Below are 19469 nucleotides of genomic sequence, written 5' to 3' on the forward strand. Positions count from 1 at the left end.
GCGATCCCATAAGGTCGTCTGATGGCGGTGACCCTCGCCCAGCTGCGCGCCCTCGACGCCGTGGAGCACCTCGGCTCCTTCTCGGCCGCGGCCGAGGCGCTGCGGGTGTCCCAGCCCGCGGTCTCCGGCACCGTGAAGGCGCTGGAGGCCGAGGTCGGGGGAGCGGTGCTCCACCGGCCCGCCGCCGGGCGGCCCCTGGCGCTGACCCCGCTGGGCGGGGCGCTGCTGCCGCACGCGCGCACGGCGCTGGCAGCCCTCGCCCGGCTGGACGCCGCGGCCGCCCAGCACCGCGGTGCGCCGCACGGGGCGCTGCGCCTCGCCGTCGTCCCCTCGGTCCGGGCCGGGCTGGTCCCCGACCTGCTGCGGCGCGCCGCCGAGGCGCTGCCGGCGGTCACCGTCGACGTGGTCGAGGGCGACGACCCGGAGATGCCCGACTGGCTCGACGCGGGCCTGGCCGACGTCGCCGTCCTCGTCGACCCCTCCCCGCGCGACCTCGGCCCGGGCGCCGTCGAGCTGCCCGGGGACCTGCTGCTGGCCGCGGTGCCGGCCGCGCACCCCCTCGCCGCCGGGCCGGTGGCGCACCTGCACGAGCTGGCGGCCGACCGGCTGCTCTCCAGCGGTGGCGGCTGCCAGGTGCAGCTGCGCGCCCTGCACCGCGCCGAGGGGCTGCCGTTCCGGCCGGTGGCCGAGGTGGCGGGCCTGCCGTCGCTGCTGTCGATGGTCGCCCGCGGCGACGGCGTGGCCGTGGTGCCCGAGCTGGCGGCGCCGCTGGTGCCCGACGGGGTGCGGCTGCTGCCCCTTCTGCCCGAGCTGCGCCGCCGCCTGGTGCTGACGGGACCCCCCGACAGCGCGCACCCGCTGGTCGAGCCGCTCCTCGCCGCCCTGCGGTGAGGCGGAGCCAGCGCGGGCCCAGCCGCGTCACAGCGCCGTCGCAGCGGACGCGGTGATCGTCGACGCCGTGCGCGCCCCGGGCCTGGCAGCGGCTGCCGTCGTCGTCCTGCTCGTGCTGGCGGGGTGCACGGGCACCGGGTCGAGCACGACGACGGGCGACGGCGTGCCCGGGGACCGCCGCCACGTGGTCGAGCCCACAGCACCGGCCACCACCTGCGCCACCGTCACGGCGCAGGTGGCCATGACCGGCCGCGAGGCCAGCCCCGCCGACGAGGCCGCCCCGCCCGACACGGGCCGGCTCCAGCAGGCCCTCGACCGGTGCGCGCAGCGGGGTGACGGTGTCGTCGCCGTCCGCCTCACCGCGGGCGCGAGCTCGTCGAGCTTCCTGTCCGGCCCGCTCACCGTGCGCCGCGGGGAGGTGCTGCTGCTCGACCCCGGCACCACCCTCGACGCCTCCCGCGACGCCGCCGACTACCAGGCCCCCGGCCAGCCGACCTGCGGCACCGTCGCTCGCGGCGGCGGCAGCAGCGGGTGCCGGCCGTTCATCACCCTCAGGGGCGGGGACGACGGGCTCGCGTCGACCCGGGCCGCCGACGGGACCCAGGGCCGGGTCGACGGCCGCGGTGACCTGCCCGTGCTCGGGACCACCACCAGCTGGTGGCAGCTCGCCGCCGCTGCGAAGGGCAGCGGCGAGCAGCAGCAGGTGCCGCGCCTCGTGGAGTCGGAGGACGCCGACGACGTCGTCCTCCACGACGTCGACCTGGTCGACTCACCCGGGTTCAACGTCTCCGACGAGGGCGGTGACGGGTTCACCGCGTGGGGCGTGCGCATCGACGAGCCCGCCACCGCCCGCAACACCGACGGCATCGACCCCGCGGGCGCCACCGACGTCACGATCACGGACAGCTGGATCGCCGACGGCGACGACGGCGTCGCCGTCAAGGGCGGCTCCGCGCCGTCGTCGCACATCACCGTCAGCGACGACCACTTCTACGGCACGCACGGCATCTCCCTCGGCTCGGAGACGACGGCGGGGATCAGCCACGTGCTCGTCGCCGACGACACCGTCAGCGGCACCGACCCGAGCGGCACCCCCAGCGCCGACAGCGCCGGCATCCGCATCAAGAGCGACCCGAAGGCCGGCGGGGTGGTCGACGACGTCGTCTACCGCGACGTCTGCGTGGCGGCGGTGAAGGCACCGATCGACGTCGACCCGCGCTACGGCGACCCCAGCGGCCCGAGCGAGAGCGGAGCGCACGTGCCGTGGTTCACCGGCATCGCCGTGGACGGGCTCACGGCGGTGGGCTCCCCGGCCGGGGCGACCTCCACCCTGGCCGGCTACGACGACGACCACCCGCTCGGGCTCACCCTCACCGGCGTCTCCGTGGACGCACCGCACGTGGTGGTCGCGCACGCGCACGTCACCGCCTCCGGCACGACGTTCGGCGGTGCGCCCCTGCCCGGCGCGGCCGGCGCGGCCGTCGCGCCGTCGTCGTCGTCCTCGGGAGCAGCACCCGCGTGCACGTTCCCCGCCTACCCGGCGCTGTGAGCCGCGGCTAGCGTGACGGGTGTGCCGCACCAGGGTGAGCCGCTGCGCCGGCTCGGCTTCCTCACCATCGGGACCTTCGCCGAGGACGACCCAGGCCCCGGGCACGAGGAGGTGCTGCGGGTCGTCGAGCTGGGCGAGCGCCTCGGGTTCGACTCCGCGTGGCTGCGCCACCGCCACCTGCAGCCCGGCATCTCCTCGCCGGTCGCGGTGCTCGCCGCCGCCACGCAGCGGACCACCCGCATCGAGCTGGGGACGGCGGTGACCCCGCTCGGCTGGGAGAACCCGCTGCGCGTCGCGGAGGACTGGGCCACGGTCGACGTGCTGTCCGGCGGCCGCCTCAACCCCGGCTTCTCCACCGGCACCCCGATGCGCTTCGACGACGTCCGCGGGGCGCTCTACCCCGACACCGCCGAGGTCGAGGACTTCACGCACCGCCGCGGCGAGCGCCTGCTCGCGCTGCTGCGCGGCGAGCCCGCCGGCACGCGGGGCACGCAGGGGATCGAGGTGTTCTCCGACCGGGTGCAGCCGCACTCGCCGGGCCTGGCGGCCCGCACGTGGTGCGGCGTGGGCAGCACCGGCTCAGCGCGCTGGGCGGGGGAGCAGGGGCTCAACCTGCTGCTCTCGTCGGTGGTGAGGGCCGAGGACGGCGTCGGCCAGCGCCCGGGCTCCTCGCCCGAGGAGGACCACGCGTGGGACTTCGGCGCGGTCCAGGCCGAGCACGTCGCTGCCTACCGCGCCGGCTGGGGCGAGCGCGCAGGAGCGGGGCGGGTCTCGCAGGGGCTGGTGGTCATCCCCACCGACTCCGCCACCCCCGCCCAGGTGGAGCGCTACCGCGACTACGCCGCCTCCCGCGACGCCCGCACCGCCAGGCCGCAGGGCCCCGCGCGGCTGCTGTTCGCCCGCGACCTCGTGGGCAGTTCCGCGCAGATCGCCGAGCGGCTGTGGGAGCACGCCGGCTTCCGCGCCGTCGACGAGGCGGTGTTCGCGCTGCCGTTCACGTTCGAGGCCGCCGACTACGAGCAGATCCTCACCGACCTCGCGGGCGCGCTCGGACCCGCGCTCGGCTGGGCCCCGTCGACGTCCCCGGCGTGACGCGGGCCACGGACCGCGCGCTCGCCGAGATGGGTCGTGTGCGGCAGAGTTCTGCCCGTGACTCGCGACGGGGCGACGACGCCCCCCGGTGACGGACGGGCGGAGTACGGCGACGTGCTCGCGCTGCTCGACAGGGCCGGCCTGGACGCCTCGCTGACGCACGATGGCGACGAGCTGCGCGCCATCGAGGTGGTCCTCGACGACGGGCAGGCGCTGGTCATCACCGAGGTCGACGGCTGCCTGGCGCCGCGGCGCGAGGAGCACCGCAGCTGGGGCGTCAGCCTGTACCCGGTGGGCGCCGAGCGCGGCGAGCCGGTCGCGTGGGACGGCGTCCCCGACGACGGCAGCCCGGAGGCGCTGATGCCGCTGGTCAGCGGGGTGCTGCTCGACACGATGCGAGGTCCCACCCCGCCTCTGCGGTGATCGTGGGGTGGTCAGCGGGGCAGGTGCGCCAGGCGCACGGCGCCGGTGCGCTCCGCCAGCCCGAGCAGCACCGCGGCCGTGGCGCGGGCCTCGGCACCTGACTGGTGCAGCGGGAAGCGCGGCAGCGCCAGCGCGGTGGAGACGTCGGGCAGCGCCCAGCTGGTGAGGTCCAGGGCCTTGCGGGCGATCGCCTCGGTGCAGTGCCACTCCCACGCCGGGGCGTCCACGCCCGCGACCTCGCACGCCTGCGCCAGGTGGGCGGCGTCCGCGGCAGCGTGGTGCGCCACCACCGGGAGGTCGCCGACGAAGGCGCTGACGGTCTCGAACAGCTCGGCGAACGGCTGCGCGTGGTAGATGTCGCCCAGCTGCAGGCGGTTGGCGGACATGCGGCGGTAGTCGGCCTCGCCGAGCTCGGCGGCCGGGTGGCACAGCGCCTCGTACTCGTCGACCACCACGCCGCCGCGCACCACGGCCAGGCCGACGGCGCAGACGGAGCCGGTGCGGCCGTTCCACGTCTCGACGTCGACGGCGACGAAGTCGAAGCCCGTCAGGTCGCGCCGCTGCCGCGGGACGACGGCGGTGCGCAGGGACTCGGCGGTGCTGCTCATCAGGGGTCGTCCTCTCGGTGCGGACAAGGTCGCTGGCTGGATCGGGGAGAGGTCACCGGTGGTTGAGCGGGTGACACCCGCCGCCATCCGTTCGCCGCAGTCCGCTACCCCGCCCGGCGCAGCCGGCTGCGAGCATCAGCGCGTGCTGCTCGCCGAGGTGGTCGCCGCGTCCGCGGACGTCGCCGCCACCCGCTCCCGCTCCGCCAAGGCCGCGCGCGTGGCGCAGGTCCTGCGCGCCGCCGCCCCCGCGGAGGTGCCCGTGGTGACCAGCTGGCTGGCGGGGGAGCCGCGCCAGCGCAAGCTCGGGGTCGGCTGGCGCACCCTCGCCGGCCGCCGGCAGGCCGCCCGGGAGGCTGCCGCCGCGGAGCAGGAGCGGTCGGCACCGGGGCTGCACGTGCTCGCTGTCGACGAGGCCCTCGACCGCCTGGCCACCACCTCCGGCCCCGGATCCGCCGCGCGGCGCGAGGCGCTGCTCGACCAGCTGTTCGCCGCCGCCGACGACGACGAGGGCGCCTTCCTCGTGCGCCTGCTCACGGGAGAGCTGCGCCAGGGGGCGCTGGAGGGCGTGGTGCTCGACGCGGTGGTGGCCGCCTCCGGCGCACCGGCCGCCCTGGTCCGCCGGGCGGCCATGCTGACCGGCAGCCTGCCCGCCACCGCGGGGGCGGCGCTGGCGGGGGGCAGCCCCGAGGCGGCGGTGGCGGCGCTGTCAGCGGTGGGGCTGGAGGTCGGCAGGCCCGTGCACCCCATGCTCGCCAGCCCCGGCGGCAGCGTCGCGGACGCGCTGGCGGACCTGGGCGCCGACGTCGTCGTCGAGCCCAAGCTGGACGGAGCCCGCATCCAGGTGCACCTCGACCGCACCGCCCCCGACCCGTCGCGGCGGGTGCGGGTGTGGACCCGCACGCTGCGGGAGATCACCGACGGGGTCCCGGAGATCGCCGCCGCCGCGCTCGCCCTGCCGTGCCGGTCCGCCGTGCTCGACGGGGAGACCCTGGCCCTGGACGACGACGGCCGGCCGCGCCGCTTCCAGGACACGATGAGCCGGTTCGGCAGCGCCCCCGGGACCCTTGACGACGACGACGACGACGCGTCGCGCGTGCTGCTCAGCCCGTTCTTCTTCGACCTGCTGCACCTGGACGGGTGCGACCTGCTCGACGAGCCCCTGGAGGCGAGGCTCGCGGCGCTGGACGGCCTGCTCGCCGCGCCCGAGCACGCGCCGCTGCGGATGCCCGGCGCGCGCCGGCCGGACCCCGGCGCCGCGCAGGCCGCGCTGGCGGCCGCGCTCGCGGCGGGGCACGAGGGCGTGGTGGTCAAGGAGCTCGCCTCGTCGTACGCCGCGGGCCGGCGGGGGAGGGCGTGGCAGAAGGTCAAGCCGGTGCACACCCTCGACCTCGTGGTGCTGGCCGCGGAGTGGGGGTCCGGCCGGCGCACCGGGAGCCTGTCCAACATCCACCTCGGCGCGCGGGACCCCGACGGCGGGCCACCGGTGATGGTCGGCAAGACCTTCAAGGGCATGACCGACGAGCTGCTGGCGTGGCAGACCGCCACCTTCGGGCAGCACGCGGTGGCCGAGCCCCGCTGGGGCGTGGTGCTGCGCCCGGAGCTGGTGGTGGAGGTGGCCCTGGACGGCGCGCAGCGCAGCAGCCGCTACCCGGGGGGTGTGGCGCTGCGCTTCGCGCGGGTGCTGCGCTACCGCCCCGACAAGACCGCGGCGGACGCCGACGACCTCGACGCTGTGCGCGCCCTGCTCTAGCCGGTCAGCCGGCCGGGGTGGCGGCGGGGGCGGCCGGGTCGGTGCCGACCGAGCCGGACTCGCCCGAGGTGCCCGACGTGCCCGACGTGCCGCTGCCCTGCTCCGCTCCGGAGCCGGAGGCGGGCGCCTTGGACGGGGCCTTGGAGGCGGCGGGGGCGGCCGCCGACCCGCCGCTGACGCCCGCGGCGTCGGCCGTGGCCGGCTCCGCGCTGGCCGAGGGGGCGGCGCTCGCCTTGGCGGTGGCCTTGGCGGTGGCGCTCGCCGCGGCGCTGGTGGCCGCCTTCTTGGTCTGGTCTGTGCTCGCCTGGGCGTCCTTGACGGCGGTCGTGGCGCCCTGCGTGGCGGTCTGGGCCTGCTGCGCGGTGGCGAGCTGCTGCTCCGCCGCCTGCTGCGCCTGCTGCGCCTGCTGCGCCTGCTGCGCGGTGGTCGCGGCGTTGCGCGCCGCCGTCAGCTCCGAGGCGTGGCCGCTGGCGCCGAGCAGGTACCCGACCATGCCGGTGAGCACGAGGGCCGCCGCCACCAGCAGCCACGTCAGCACCGGGGGGCGCTGGCGGCGGGGGGCCGGCTCGTCGTCGTGCAGCAGCTGCAGCTCACCGTCCGCGGGGTGCGGCAGCTCGTGGGGCATCGCGTACCGCGCGTCGGGGGGCATCGCGTACCGCGCGTCGTGGGGTGCCGGGCGGCGGGTGCTGCGGGGTGCGGCGGCGGGCAGCTGCTGGTAGCTGTCGTAGGCGTCGGCGCTGCCGTAGGAGTCGTAGCTGCCGTAGCTGCCGTAGGCGGTGTGCTGGGCGTGGTCGTCGTCGTCCCAGGAGCGCGCGGGGACCTGCTCCTCGACGTAGCCGTACCGGTGGGCGTGCGGCCGGTGGTCGAGCTGGTCGTCCTCGTCGAACCCGTGCGCGTCGGGTGCCTGCGGCGCGACCCAGCGGGTCTGCGCGACGGTGGGCGCCGGGGCGGGAGCCGGGGCCGAGGTCGCGGAGGGGCGCAGGTCGCGGCGGCGGGGCGCCGGTGCGGCCAGGGTCTCGGCGGCGGCCGCGGTGGGCGTGCCCTCCAGCCCGAGGTCCGCCCAGGATGGGAAGCGCGGAGTGGGCACGCGGCCCGGGGCGGGGCGCGCCTCCTCGACGAGGGCCGTCAGGTCGATCGCCCGCTCGCGTGCCACTGGTGCCTCCTGGTCGTCCACGGACGAAGGGTCTGTGTGGTTGGTGACGGTAGGTCGGCGGCCGCCGGGAACCGGGGCAGACACGCCGACCGGGCGTCGCCCGCGCCGCGCCGCCGGTGTGTCGGGCGCGACTCGCCGGGTTGGGTGCCGCGCCGCAGGTGCTGCGGGACGTCGGTGGCGGTGGCCAGGATCCCCGGTGTGGACGACCGCGCCCGGTTCCTCGAGCGAGCTCCCGCGCTGGGGCTGCCGGACTGGTGGCTCACCGCGGGCGCCCTGTTCCAGACGGTGTGGAACGGGCTCGACGGCCGAGACCCGGCCGCAGGCATCCGTGACGACGACCTCTTCTACGACGACGACGACGTGAGCTACGCCGCCGAGGACCGCGTGATCCAGGCGGCCGCTCGCCTGTTCGCAGACCTGGACGCCGTCGTCGAGGTCCGCAACGAGGCCCGGGTGCACCTCTGGTACGAGGAGCGCTTCGGCGTGCCGGCGGAGGCGTTCACCAGCGCCACTGACGCCGTGGACCACTTCGCCTCGACCACCTGCTGCTTCGCCGTCACGACGCTCGCCGGCGGAGGTCTGGAGGTGTACGCCCCGCACGGGTACGGCGACCTCTTCGCGCGCCGTGTGCGACCGATCCCCGTCATGGCGCCCCGCGCGGTCTACGAGGCCAAGGAGCGCCGGTGGCAGGCCGAGTGGCCGTCGCTGCGCGTGGACCCCTGGCCGGACCCGGCCTGACCCGCACGGGTCTCGCCCGCGCTCGGCGGCGCGTCGACGGTGCCAAGATCACCACCGTGCTCTGGTCGGTGCTGCTCGACGTCGCCCCCGCTGCGATCGGGGTGATGGTGGCGGTGGTCGTGCTGCGCCGAGGGCCGCAGCCCCGCTTCGGGCCGTGGGAGTCGCTGCGCCGGCAGCTCGCGCGGTACGGCACCTTCGGAGGGCGTGCCAGCCGCTCGGAGCTGTGGTGGCCCTGGCTCGTCATCCTCCTGCTCGACACCGTCCTCCACCTGGCGTCGTTCCCACTGGCTCACGGGGCCGCCCAGGTCGTCGACGTCGTCCGGTCAGTGATCGCGGCAGTGGTGCTCCTCCCGGGCTTCGCCGTCACCGCGCGCCGTCTGCACGACACCGGGCGGTCGGCGTGGTGGTGGCTGCTGGTGCTGACCGTCGTCGGCATCCCGTGGGTGCTCTGGTGGCTCACGCGCCCCTCGCAGGTCGGTCCCAACCCGTGGGGCCACGGACCCGGGACGTCCCTCCGCCTGCCCCGCACCGAGGGGCAGCCGCGCCCGTGGACGACCACCGGGCCGGCTCGGCTCGGGGTGCTGTGGAGCACGGTGACGCTGGCGGGAGCCCTCCTGTGGGGCGGGGGCGAGGTCGTGGAGTCGCTGTGGGGAGGCCGTGAGCCGTCGTCCTCGTGGAGCCTGCTCTCGGCCCTGGGATCCCTGCTCCTCCTCGGAGGGGTCGTGGGCCTGCGAGGTGCTCCGCTGTTCGGCCGGGCGGGGGCGGACCCGCGGGCCACTGCTCCAGCGGCCCCGCCGGCGACCTGAGGCCGAAGGCAGTGCTCGCTGGTCGTGCTGCGAAATGGTTGGCCGGAGGCGTTGCTCTCCTGTGACGATCGCACCCGCTGACGTGACGCGAAGGGGTGGAGGTGGCGGCGGTGGGCGTGGCGGTGGTCCTCTGCGTGGACGAGCTCCCCAGCCCGCGTCACCGCTCCGTGAAGCGCCGCCGACGCGAGACCCGCACGGAGATCCGCCGACGCAACCAGGCGCCGTCACGGGTCGTGGACCGCCTCGACGACGAGGAGGCGTTGTCGCACTTCCTGGGGGACCCCAACCGCCACGGGCAACCGCTGCTCTCGCGCTGGGCGCCGTTCGGGCGCTGCTGGGTGATCCCGTCGGACGAGGTCTCGGCGATCGCCGTCGAGGTGGGGCGGGCCCTCGTCGCCGCCGAGTCCGGCAGCGATGAGGCGCTCATGCTCGAGCAGCTCCTGGGCCTGGCCCGGCGTGCTGCCGCCGAGGACCTCGTGATGCGCGTCTACCCGGACTAGGCGCTCGGCCCCGGACGGCGATCGGTCCGGCTGTCACCAGGTGAGCCAAGCCATGCCTCCGGGGACGGCCACCACGTCGTCGTCGGTCGGTTCGACGACCACCTCGAGCGCAGGTTCCTCGGACTGCCAGAACCCCTCGGCGTCGACGTCGGATCTGGAGGTCTCGAGCAGATCGTCGTGCCACAGCGAACACGTGCTCCCGGACGCCGCCTGGCCTCCTAGCGTTCGACCATGACCGCACCAGCCACCCGTCCGGAGCGTCCGGGCTGGGACCACTGGGAGCTCCTGCCCGGCCTGCACCACCTGCGGTGCGGGCACAGCAACGCCTACCTGTGGTGGCCCCGGACTCCCGCGGAGGGCGGGGCCACCCTCATCGACACCGGTCCGGTCGGCACCTTCCCCCGCCTGCTCCAGACGCTGGCGGAGCTCGACGTCACCGACACCGCGCTCCAGCGCGTGGTGCTGACCCACTTTCACGACGACCACACCGGTGCAGCCGCCGAGGTCGCCGAGTGGAGCGGTGCCGAGGTGGTCGCCGGCCGGGCCGACGCCGACGTGGTCCGCGGTCTCACGACCGGACCGGTCCCGGTGCTGACTGCGGCGGAGCAGCAGCTGTTCGCGGCCGTGACCGCCGCTGCCGGCGCCGGGCCGGTCCCTCGGCCCGAGCCGTGCCGGGTGGACCGGGAGGTGGAGGACGGTGACGTGCTGGACCTCGCCGGAGGAGCCAGGGTCCTCGCGCTGCCCGGGCACACGCCCGGCAGCATCGCGCTGCACCTGCCGCGGCTGCGGGCGGTGCTGACCGGGGACACCGCGGCCGAGCACGACGGCGTCGTCGTCCTCGGTCCCTTCGGGCTGGACCGTGCGCAGGTCCGGTCGGACCTGCGGCGCCTGGGTGCGCTCGACGTCGAGGTGGCCTGCTTCGGGCACGGCGAGCCGGTGCTCACCGGAGCCGCCCGGGCGGTGGCGCAGGCCGGCGACCCCTTCGCCTGACGGTGGTCCGCAGTCCGGCCGCTCGATCCGCGTCCCCGTGCAGCGGCTCCACGACCCACCTCCGCGTGGTGGTGACGCACGCGGCGACCAGCCCGAGCAGCACCACCTGGAGGAGCGCAGCGACCCCTGGGCCGTCGTCGGTGTCGCTGAGGACGAACGTCAGCGCCAGCACCGTCACGGCGGCAGGCCATGCGAAGAGCAGCCCCAGCACGAGGCCCCTGCGCCGCGGCGCCCGAGCCGCGACGACCAGGCCCGTGGCGGCGCACAGGACTGCCGTGGGCACCCCGCAGGCAGCGCCCACCAGGGCAGCCACGAGCAGGAAGCCGCCGCCGTCGAACAGCGTGCCGCCTTCCAGCGCGGTGACCAGCAGCACCAGGACCGACGCCGTGAGAGCTCCGGTCAGCACTCCGACGGCGAGGAGGCGCACGGCTGCGCTGAACCACGCCGTGGACCAGACGCCAGGGGCAGCCACGTGATCAGTGTGGGGGTGGCAGGTTCTGGACCGATGGCATCCTCGACCACGGCGTGCCGGTTCGAGCTCCGTGGACCTGGTCACAGGCCCCCTGCGACGCGCAGGACCGCTCCGGTGACGTAGGCCGCGTCGGGCCCCAGCACCCAAGCGACGGCGGAGGCCACCTCCTCCGGCCGTCCCACGCGTCCGACGGGGATGCGCGGCAGCACGCGCTCCAGCCGTCCGGGGTCACCGGCGGCCGCGTGGATGTCGGTGGCGACGACGCCGGGGGCGACGGCGTTCACCCTCACGCCCTCCGCGGCCAGCTCCTTGGAGAGTCCGGTGGTCAAGGCCTCCAGGCCCGCTTTGGCCGCGGCGTAGTGGACGTACTCGTGCGCAGAGCCGAGCGTCGCCGCTGCGGAGGAGATGTTGACGATGGCGCCGCCGGACCCACCCCGCGCGGTGGACATCACCTGTGCGGCGCGGCGGGCGCACCAGATGGCGCCGAGGAGGTTGGTCTCCACCACCTGGGAGATGACGTCGACAGGGGTGTCGGCGAGGTCGCCGATGTGGGCGGTCACGCCCGCGTTGTTGACCAGTCCGGTGACCGGACCCAGGTCGCTCGCCGCGTCGAAGAGGCGGTCCGCGACGGCGGGGTCGCGCACGTCACCGGCGACGACGACCACCGCGGCGCCCGCGGCTCGCGCCGCAGCGGCGACGGACTCGACGGAGGCACGGTCGGTGAGGTGGCCCAGGACCAGGTCGTGCCCTTGCCGGGCCAGCAGCCCGGCGGTCGCGGCTCCGATGCCGCGTCCGGCGCCGGTGATGACCGTGACCGCTCGTCCGACGGGCTCCTCATGCGACATGGGGCGATCTTGCGCCACGTCACGGTGGGTCCGTCAGCGGGCGCTCAGCGATCCCGTGGGGCGCCGAGGTGGGAGAGGGCAGCGTCCGTCAGACCGTGGACGCTGGTCGTCGGATCGGGCGTCCAGTCCGCTCGTTCCAGCGTGAAGTTGAGCTGCAGGTGCCGCCTGCCGTCCCCGCTGCGCACCGTGGTCCCGTTCTCCCGGTAGCCCAGAGCTCGAGAGATGGCGAGAGACGGCGCGTTGTCCGACCACGCCGATGACTCAGCGCGCAGGGCACCGAGGGCGAAGGCGAGGTGGAGCACCGCTGCGCGCATGGTCCGTCCGTACCCGCGCCTCTGGTGCTCAGGCGTGATCCAGGACCCCGTCGAGACGGTGCGCGTGACGGCGAAGTCCTGCGCGCCGATCTCCTGGACGCCGATGCACCGTCCACCCACCTCGACGGCCAGCAGCAGGTTCCACCGACGAGGTGACCAGTCGGCGAGCGAGGCCCAGTAGTAGCGCAGGAAGGCGCGGCCGGCCTCGGTGGGCTCACCTCCGCTCCAGCCCGCCACGGGCGAGCGTGGCAGGAACCGGTTCTGAGGGTCGTAGATGGTGGTGCTGGCCAGGGCGGCGAGCTGCGCGAGCTGGTCCTCGTCGGGGCTCCTGAGCTGCACGTCGGAGGCGCTCACCCGAATGCCGAAGGTGGGCCAGAGCTCGGCGATGGGCATGGGGCATCCTCCCGCTGTTCCTCGTCAGGGCCGCAGACTGCCTGCTCACTGCTGGGCCGCGGCGCGGCGTCCGAGCGGGCGATCTCCCCGCGTCACGGGGTCGGGGAGGCGTCGGGGAAGCCGGCGCACGCCAGCTCGTGGAACCCGGCGCGGGTGGTCAGTACCGGAGTGGAGCCCCTGTCGCCCTCGGGGTCGTACGCGGAGTAGAGCACCGCATCAGGTCCGGCTGCCACCACCGAGGCCAGTTCCGCCGCGCCGAAGTCCACCTGGCGCAGCTCGCTCTGCCGCCCGGACGCGGAGACGATGACGAACTCGACGGAGTCCAGGGGCAGCGACGCGGGAGCTCCGGTCCAGCCTGACGGTGGTGCCAGCAGCGGCACCGTCGTCGGCGCGGTGACCGGTGCCGGAGCCTGCAGGGCCGCGATGAACGCGTTCGTGCCTCCGGTGTTGGGGCCGACCACGCTGATGGTGTCCACCGCGCCGCGACACACCTCCAGCACCAGTACGGGATCGCCCGCAGCGTCGGCGGCGAGCCCTACCTGGCCGTTGACGCCCGCCAGTCCGCCGTCGGGGCCGGTGTCACCGGGGAGCACCCTGTTGACCACCTGCAGCGCGACCACCAGGACGGCGGCTGCGACGACCGGCACGAGCAGAGCGCCTCTGCCCAGACGGACGCGGTGCGCCGCCAGCAGCGCCCCGCTGGCCACCACGGTGAGGAGCCCCGCGCCGGCCACGACCTGGGCAGCGACGTAGATGAAGAACCCGCCGATGTTGGGGCCGCCCCAGCTGAGCGGGTACAGCGTGCGCAGCACCCGGTCGGTGATCTGCCACGACAGGCCGAGCGCGAGCAGGGCCGCCCCGGTCCACCAGGCCCTGGTCATGCGGCGCTCTGCCGAGCGGGGGCGAGGGTGGAGCGCGGCGTGATCACGTGCTGAGGGAACCAGCGCAGCGGCCGGGGTGGAAGCCGCCGCACTGTGAACGGGATGGTCGAAGCCGTGCGCTGGCGCGTCAGCAAGGCTTTCCGGTCCCCGTGAGCCGCTCGATCTCGTCCACCACCTGCGCCACCGGCCTCGTGGCGTCGACCGGGGTCCCCTCGGGCAGGTCCCGCCCGGTGCGGTGGAGCTCCTCCACCAGGGCGCGCTCCTCGGGGGCGGCCCCAAACTCGTCGGCCGGGCGCGCGTCGAGCCGCCGCAGGAGCGTCGCGCGGTCGACGGTGAGCACGAGGACCCCGTCCCACGCGGCCGTGAACTCCGCGTGGTTGCGCGCCCCGCCGCAGAAGTACGTCACCTCGTGGGTGGTGTCCGCGAGCAGGGCCCGGACCTTCGCCACGTCCCACAGGTGGTGCTCGTGCCCGCCGTCGGCGACAGGCGCACCCGTCACCGGGTCGCCCCGGTAGGCGAGCTCGCGGTCGCCGTGCACCACGTGGTGGCCGCGTCGCTGCAGCTCCTCACCGACCGTCGTCTTGCCGCTGCAGGAGACGCCGTCGACGAGGTGGTTGTGGCGGCCCACGGTCCGCACGGTAGGGAGCGCGCGGGACCGGGTCACGCCGAATTCCATGGCGCGCGGCGTCGGCGGGCCCGAGGATCGCCCCCGTGATGGCCGCACCCACCGCGCTCGACCTCCTGCGCCTCCTCCAGCGCGCCAGCGACGCCGTGTGGGTGGACGGCGGATGGGGCGTGGACGCCCTGCTGGGGGAGCAGACCCGGCCGCACGCTGACCTCGACGTCGTCCTCCCCGCTGCCGACGTCTCCCGCGTGCGGCAGCTGCTCGAGGACGGCGGCTTCGCTGTCCTGAGGCAGTGGCTGCCCACCGCGCTCGCGCTGCGCCACCCCGACGGGCGGGAGGTGGACCTGCACCCCGTCACCCCCACCGACGACGGCGGCGGCGACCAGCAGCTGCCGCCGCCCGACCCGCCCTTCCACTACGGACCCCCCGTGGTTGGCCGGCTGGACGGCGAGGAGGTGCTCTGCGTCAGCGCCGAGTCACAGCTGCGCGCGCACGTCGGCTACGAGCCGCAGCCGGAGGACCGCGCCGACGTGCGCGCCCTGGCCGAGCGGTTCGGCCTGCCGCTGCCCGAGGGTTACGGACCCCTGCCCTGACGGCCGATGAGTTCCGACCCCTCGACAGGTCTCAGCGACGAGACGCCGACGACCGACCCACCGCGGAGGAACCGTGTCCTACCAGGCCTACCTCGACGCCGTCGAGGCCGAGAGCGGCAAGACGCCGCGCCAGCTGCTCGACCTCGCCGCCGAGCGCGGCTACGGCCCGGCCACCAAGGCCGGTGAGGTGGTCGCGTGGTTGGCGGAGGACTTCGGCATCGGCCGTGGCCACGCCATGGCCTTCTACGGCGTGCTGAAGAACGGCCCCACCATCAGCGACAAGCACGTCGGCACCACGGGCAACCACCGCGACGCCTCCACCGAGCTGCACCTGGACGGCGTGGCCAACCGCCCTCCAGCCGCCGGCTGACCGCCAGAGCGGGGGTGGAGGACGTCGAAATGGCGTGGTCCGCGGACGGCCACCGGTCCTAGCGTGCCCGCATGGCGCTCGACGACCCCCGCGTGGAGGCCGACGCGGCCCTGGTCCGTCGGCTCCTGCGCGAGCAGCTGCCGCAGTTCGCGGACCTGCCCGTCGTCGCCGTCGCCGCGCAGGGCAACGACAACCGCACCTTCCGCCTCGGGGACGACCTCACCGTCAGGCTCCCCTCCCACCAGCGCTACGCCGCGGGCATCGCCAAGGAGGACGCCGCCCTCCCGCTGCTGCGCCGCCACCTGAGCACGCGGGTCCCCGAGGTGGTCGCCACCGGCCGCCCGAGCCCGGCGTTCGGCATGCCCTTCTCGGTGCGCCGCTGGCTGCCGGGCACGGCGCTCGATGCGACCGCAGCCGTCGTCGACGACGAACAGCTCGCCGTTGACGTCGGCGCGTTCCTGCGCGAGCTGCGCGCCGCCCCCACCGCGGGCGGGCCGGCCGGCGGCCTGCACTCCTTCTTCCGCGGCTGCCACCCCAGCGCCTGCGGCCACGAGGTGCAGCTCGCGCTGGCGCAGCTGGCGGGTGTGGTGGACGCCGCCGCGTGCGAGCGCGTGTGGGCGCGGGCGCTCCTCACGGTGTGGCAGCACCCGCCCGTCTGGTTCCACGGCGACGTCGCCCCCGGGAACCTGCTGGTCGACGACGACGACGACGACGCAGCAGCGCTCGCGGCTGCCATCGACTTCGGGACCTGCGGCGTCGGCGACCCCGCCTGCGACCTCGTCCTCGCGTGGACCCGCTTCGACGGTGACGCGCGGGCGGTGTTCCGCGAGGCGGCCGGCCTGGACGAGGGCACCTGGGCCCGGGGTCGCGCGTGGGCGCTGTGGAAGGCGCTCATCGTCCTCGCCGAGCTGCGCGGCCTTGGCGAGCAGCGGCGTCCCGGCGAGGAGGAGGCCCAGCTCCTCATCGTCGACCGCGTCCTGGCCGACGCCTGATGGGGGTCACCGGGCTGCGCGAGGTGTTCGACCGCGCAGCCCGCGACCTCGGCTCCGCGCTCGACAGCGAGCAGCGACCGGCCGCTGACGCGCTCGCCGCGGTCGGCGCTTCGCTGCTCGACGCCTCACCCGTCGAGGGTGCGAGGCGTCGGGTGCGCCGCACGCCCGCCCGTGGCGCCTACCTGCACGGTCCCGTCGGGCGCGGCAAGACCTGGCTCGTCGACGTGCTCGCCGACCAGCTCGCCGTCCACCTGCCCGACGGCACGGTGCTGCGGCTGCACGCCTACGAGGCCGCCCGCCGTCTGCACCGGGCCGTCGCCGCCAGGGCCGGCACGGGCACCGGCCTGGACGGCGCCCTGACCGACCTCCTCGGCGACGCCCGCGCGCTCGTCCTCGACGAGCTGCACGCCCACGACCCCGGCGACGCCATGCTCCTCTCGCGCCTGGTGCGGTCACTGCCCGAGCGCGGGGTGGTGCTGCTCGCCACCTCGAACTACGCCCCGGCGGGTCTCCTGCCCGACCCGCGGCACCACCACCTCGTGCTGCCGCTGGTCGCGGCCCTCGAAGCGACGTGCCACGTGGTCGCGGTGGACGGCCCGGTCGACCACCGCGCCGCGGGGCACGGCGGCGCCCGCCCCCGCTGGTGCACCGGAGCGTGGCTGACCCCGGGGACGGCCGCGCAGCTGGCCGCCGAGGGTCTGGCTCGGCCCGTCCCGGCGCGGCGCCGCCAGCTGCTCGTGGGCGGTCGCCCGCTGTGGGCGCTGGCAGCGGACCCCCTCGACGACGACGACGGGGACGCCGAGCCGGCGGTGCACCTGCACTTCGCCGAGCTCTGCGAGCGGCCGACGTCGGTGGGAGACCTCCTGGAGCTGACCGACCGCTACCGCACCGTGGTCCTGTCAGGGGTCCCCGCTCCGGCCGCGGCCGGACAGGATCCCTGGCGGCGCTTCGCGGACCTCGTCGACGTCTGCTGGGACCGCGACGTGCGGCTCGTGGTGCTCGCCGCCGAGGAGCCGAGGTGCGTGCTCGACCTGCCCATCACCGACCGTGACCGGATGCTCAGCCGCGTCAGCCTGCTGCCGGCCATCGCCGCCAGCTAGAACGGCGGCTCGACGGGGAAGCCGCGGGTGGGGTCGACCGGCCTGCGCACCGGACCGGTCGACGGCACCCGCGACGGTGGTGCCCACGCGCGGTAGCGCGGGATCGGGTCGGTGTACGGCCGGGGGCGGGTGACGTGGTCCAGGCCGAGGGGGGAGCGCCAGTGGGCGTGCCCAGCGGTGCACCGCCAGTGCTGCCAGCGCGCGCTCCACGCTACGTCGGCGGCGGTGCGGGGATCACCGGCGTGCTTGCGCCGGTGCCAGCGGCGGGACTTGGGGTCCAGGTTGCACGCGCACGTCGGACCGCCCTGGCCGGGCAGCTGCCCCCAGGCGGTGACGTGGTCCAGGTCCGCCTGGTGGGCGGGCAGGAGGTCCCCGGGACCGGTGGAGGTGCCCCACAGCGCGCTGACATGGCGGCGCAGCGCCTCGGGCGGGTCGTGAGGCCCACCGCCAATGGCTCCCAGGGGGCAGGTGGTGGGGTCGACCGGCTCGCAGGTCCCCGCCTGGCAGGGATCGGCAGGCTCGACAGCACCACCGACGTCACCGACGTCGCCGGCGGCGAGGTCGGAGTCAGTGTCAGAGATGAGTTCTGCTGGTGGCGGCGGGAGCTGCTGGATCGGTCGGCCCCGGAAGAACCCCGCCCGCCTGCCACCGGACGGAGGCTGCTGCGGTGGTCGCGGCGGTGGTGGTGGTCCGCCGTCGCCACCCGGGGCTTGCGGGCCTCCGGGATCGGGGCCGGGGTCGGGGGTGTCGGGGCCGGGGTCGGTGAGCCAGGAGGCGGGGTAGGTGTGCCCGTCCACGGCGATGAGGTCACCGGTGAACGGGTCGGTCAGCACCCGCCGCAACCGGCACCGTCCCCAGCCCAGTGCGGTGCGCACCAGCCAGGCCGGCACCCACCCGTACCCCTCGACGTAGCCGGGGTCGTCATCGACGCCGACCAGCGCGGGCAGGCTGATGCGGATCTCCATGCCCGTGCCCACGGCCCACCCCGCGCTGGAAGCGTCCAACGCCTCCGGGCGCACCGCCCCCAACGCGGTCACCGCGGCGTCGAAGGCGTGCGCGGCCACCGACCGCTCATCAGGCTGGTCGGCGTCATCGGCGTAGGGGTCCCCACCGCCGGGGGCGGGCACCCCCTCGCGGGCGGCGTCGCGGGCGGCGGCCAGGTTCGCCCTGGCCGCCGCTCGCACCTTCAGTGCTACCGCGGCCACCGCGGTGACCGGCCCGATCAGGCTCAGCTTGGCCTGCCCGTCGCCCAGCGCGGTGTAGCACACCCGCCGCGCGGAGGTCTTGGCCCGCACCCGCCGCGTCGCCGCTTCCGGGTCGTGCAGCTGCACCTGGTGGTCGACCTCCTCCCGCAGGCTGGCCAGGGTCAGCCCCATCCCGACCGCGTCCGCACCGAACAGGTGCTCATCGATGGTGCCCGCGACCACGTCATCGACCTCGGACAGCCGGTTCACCGTCGCGGTCAGCCCCGCCATGGACAGCTGCCCCGCAGCCAGGCGCTCCAAGGCGTGCGGCATCACCGCCACCACCGTCTGGGCCAGCAGCACCTGGCTGGCGGCGGTGTACTCCGTCCACCCCAGCGCCGGAGCCAGCTCAGCGACCAGGTCGTCCAACCCCGCCGCAGCCACCGCCTGCGCCTGGGCGGCGAAGGCGGCCCCCACCCCCTCACCCACCCCCTCACCATCCTGCTCAGACGGGACCGGACCGCGGCGGGCGCGCCGGTACAGCGGCGCCAACGCGGCGAGGTCGTCGATCCGCTCGGCCTGGATCGAGCCGATGAGGGCTTCCTTGGTGCGCATCCGGGTCAGCACCCGCGCGGCGGTGGCGACGTCCTCCCGCTCGGCGCGCACCGCCGCGACCACCGCCCGACCGGCCTCGTCCTGAGCCGCCAGCCAGGAGCAGAAGGCGAAGACGATGGCGTCGGTGGCATCGTCGGGACCAGGCACGGGGCGCAGGTCGGCATCGAGGTGGTCGTAGGCGCAGCGCAGCTGCACCTCGCTGAGCGCGTCAGGGCCGGGCAGGCGCCCGGCGGCCTCCACGGCGTCGCGAGCGGGACGGTGGCGTTCAGGGCGCGGTCCGCGCAGCGGTGGCCGGGTCATCACCCCGGCGACGCGGCGCCGGCGGCGGCGCCTGGGCAGCGGCAGTGGAACCCCAGTGGCGTCGGTGGCATCGGCAGCACCGGCGACGTGGGCAGGTGGGGGCGTCTCCTCGGGGCGCCCGTCCACCTGGCTCATGGCGGTGATCTTACCGTACAGGTGTTCGGGTGAGCAAGTCAGAAACAGCCCCTGACCTGGTCCTGAGCGACCCCAGGCGCCTCTCTGCGTCCCGACCGGGGCACCCAGGGGCTCCCCTGCCGGAGCGCACGGTCCGTATCTCCTGGGGCT

21 protein-coding genes are annotated in these 19469 nt (G+C 75.8%); 13 read left to right on the forward strand and 8 right to left on the reverse strand.

The features are described 5' to 3' along the window. Positions 1–21: 21 nt before the first annotated feature. Genes H7K62_RS04445 through H7K62_RS04460 form a run of 4 tightly spaced genes read left to right on the forward strand, consistent with a single transcriptional unit; the run spans position 22 to position 3955 of the window. Entirely contained in the window at positions 22–891 is an 870-nt protein-coding gene (locus tag H7K62_RS04445; RefSeq protein ID WP_186716738.1) for a LysR family transcriptional regulator, read from the forward strand. Positions 892–943: 52 nt separating this feature from the next. After that, positions 944–2440 carry a glycoside hydrolase family 28 protein gene (locus H7K62_RS04450; RefSeq protein ID WP_222437079.1) on the forward strand — a complete coding sequence of 499 codons (1497 nt, stop codon included), beginning with the start codon at positions 944–946 and terminating at the stop codon, positions 2438–2440. A 21-nt stretch (positions 2441–2461) separates the two neighbouring features. Then, the gene (locus tag H7K62_RS04455) at positions 2462–3532 is read left to right on the forward strand and encodes an LLM class flavin-dependent oxidoreductase (RefSeq protein WP_186716739.1); all 1071 of its coding nucleotides are present in this window, start codon (positions 2462–2464) and stop codon (positions 3530–3532) included. A 57-nt stretch (positions 3533–3589) separates the two neighbouring features. After that, a complete protein-coding gene (locus H7K62_RS04460; RefSeq protein WP_186716740.1) occupies positions 3590–3955 on the forward strand; it encodes a hypothetical protein in 366 nt (121 codons plus the stop codon). Positions 3956–3966: 11 nt separating this feature from the next. On the opposite strand, the gene H7K62_RS04465 is transcribed toward H7K62_RS04460, so the two are convergent. After that, positions 3967–4563 (reverse strand): 3'-5' exonuclease family protein, encoded by a 597-nt coding sequence (locus H7K62_RS04465; protein WP_186716741.1) that lies wholly within the window; start codon positions 4561–4563, stop codon positions 3967–3969. A gap of 142 nt (positions 4564–4705) precedes the next feature. Here H7K62_RS04465 and H7K62_RS04470 point away from each other — a divergent pair, with 142 nt between their 5' ends. Beyond that, complete coding sequence (locus tag H7K62_RS04470; RefSeq protein WP_186716742.1) at positions 4706–6313, forward strand: ATP-dependent DNA ligase; 1608 nt, start codon at positions 4706–4708, stop codon at positions 6311–6313. Between the two features lie 4 nt (positions 6314–6317). On the opposite strand, the gene H7K62_RS04475 is transcribed toward H7K62_RS04470, so the two are convergent. Next, complete coding sequence (locus H7K62_RS04475) at positions 6318–7466, reverse strand: hypothetical protein (protein ID WP_186716743.1); 1149 nt, start codon at positions 7464–7466, stop codon at positions 6318–6320. Between the two features lie 198 nt (positions 7467–7664). On the opposite strand from H7K62_RS04475, the gene H7K62_RS04480 reads away from it, so the two are divergent. The 4 genes from H7K62_RS04480 to H7K62_RS04495 all read left to right on the forward strand — a co-directional run bounded on the left by H7K62_RS04480 (position 7665) and on the right by H7K62_RS04495 (position 10500). After that, complete coding sequence (locus tag H7K62_RS04480) at positions 7665–8204, forward strand: nucleotidyltransferase family protein (RefSeq protein ID WP_222437080.1); 540 nt, start codon at positions 7665–7667, stop codon at positions 8202–8204. Continuing rightward, entirely contained in the window at positions 8150–9010 is an 861-nt protein-coding gene (locus H7K62_RS04485) for a DUF805 domain-containing protein (protein WP_186716745.1), read from the forward strand. Before H7K62_RS04480 ends, H7K62_RS04485 begins: the two co-directional genes overlap by 55 nt. A 110-nt stretch (positions 9011–9120) precedes the next feature. Beyond that, the gene (locus H7K62_RS04490) at positions 9121–9510 is read left to right on the forward strand and encodes a hypothetical protein (protein ID WP_186716746.1); all 390 of its coding nucleotides are present in this window, start codon (positions 9121–9123) and stop codon (positions 9508–9510) included. 231 nt (positions 9511–9741) lie between these two features. Next, positions 9742–10500, forward strand: a complete 759-nt coding sequence (locus tag H7K62_RS04495) for an MBL fold metallo-hydrolase (protein ID WP_186716747.1) — start codon at positions 9742–9744, stop codon at positions 10498–10500. On the opposite strand, the gene H7K62_RS04500 is transcribed toward H7K62_RS04495, so the two are convergent. The 5 genes from H7K62_RS04500 to H7K62_RS04520 form a co-directional block, all read right to left on the reverse strand. Further along, complete coding sequence (locus tag H7K62_RS04500; protein WP_186716748.1) at positions 10451–10972, reverse strand: hypothetical protein; 522 nt, start codon at positions 10970–10972, stop codon at positions 10451–10453. The two genes, H7K62_RS04495 and H7K62_RS04500, sit on opposite strands and share 50 nt — an antisense overlap. A gap of 80 nt (positions 10973–11052) precedes the next feature. Then, positions 11053–11817, reverse strand: coding sequence for an SDR family oxidoreductase (locus tag H7K62_RS04505; RefSeq protein ID WP_186716749.1), 765 nt, complete (start codon positions 11815–11817; stop codon positions 11053–11055). A gap of 44 nt (positions 11818–11861) precedes the next feature. Further along, positions 11862–12524: a GNAT family N-acetyltransferase gene (locus H7K62_RS04510; RefSeq protein ID WP_186716750.1), complete on the reverse strand. Its 663-nt coding sequence runs from the start codon at positions 12522–12524 to the stop codon at positions 11862–11864. 92 nt (positions 12525–12616) lie between these two features. Next, positions 12617–13405, reverse strand: a complete 789-nt coding sequence (locus tag H7K62_RS04515) for a hypothetical protein (protein WP_186716751.1) — start codon at positions 13403–13405, stop codon at positions 12617–12619. A 127-nt stretch (positions 13406–13532) separates the two neighbouring features. Further along, positions 13533–14033: an AAA family ATPase gene (locus tag H7K62_RS04520; protein ID WP_186716752.1), complete on the reverse strand. Its 501-nt coding sequence runs from the start codon at positions 14031–14033 to the stop codon at positions 13533–13535. 86 nt (positions 14034–14119) lie between these two features. Between H7K62_RS04520 and H7K62_RS04525 the strand changes: the two genes are divergently transcribed. The 4 genes from H7K62_RS04525 (at position 14120) to zapE (ending at position 17085) form a co-directional block, all read left to right on the forward strand. Continuing rightward, complete coding sequence (locus tag H7K62_RS04525) at positions 14120–14623, forward strand: nucleotidyltransferase domain-containing protein (protein WP_255479634.1); 504 nt, start codon at positions 14120–14122, stop codon at positions 14621–14623. Positions 14624–14696: 73 nt separating this feature from the next. Further along, the gene (locus H7K62_RS04530) at positions 14697–14993 is read left to right on the forward strand and encodes a DUF4287 domain-containing protein (RefSeq protein WP_186716754.1); all 297 of its coding nucleotides are present in this window, start codon (positions 14697–14699) and stop codon (positions 14991–14993) included. Positions 14994–15064: 71 nt separating this feature from the next. Beyond that, on the forward strand, positions 15065–15985 hold the full coding sequence (locus H7K62_RS04535; RefSeq protein ID WP_186716755.1) for an aminoglycoside phosphotransferase family protein: 921 nt from the start codon (positions 15065–15067) through the stop codon (positions 15983–15985). Positions 15986–16008: 23 nt separating this feature from the next. Next, positions 16009–17085, forward strand: coding sequence for a cell division protein ZapE (gene zapE, locus H7K62_RS04540; protein ID WP_186716756.1), 1077 nt, complete (start codon positions 16009–16011; stop codon positions 17083–17085). On the opposite strand, the gene H7K62_RS04545 is transcribed toward zapE, so the two are convergent. Beyond that, a complete protein-coding gene (locus H7K62_RS04545) occupies positions 17082–19319 on the reverse strand; it encodes a hypothetical protein (RefSeq protein ID WP_186716757.1) in 2238 nt (745 codons plus the stop codon). The genes zapE and H7K62_RS04545 overlap by 4 nt on opposite strands. Positions 19320–19469 lie beyond the last annotated feature (150 nt).

Origin of the sequence: Quadrisphaera sp. RL12-1S, from assembly GCF_014270065.1 — a bacterium.
Taxonomy (GTDB): Bacteria; Actinomycetota; Actinomycetes; order Actinomycetales; family Quadrisphaeraceae; genus Quadrisphaera.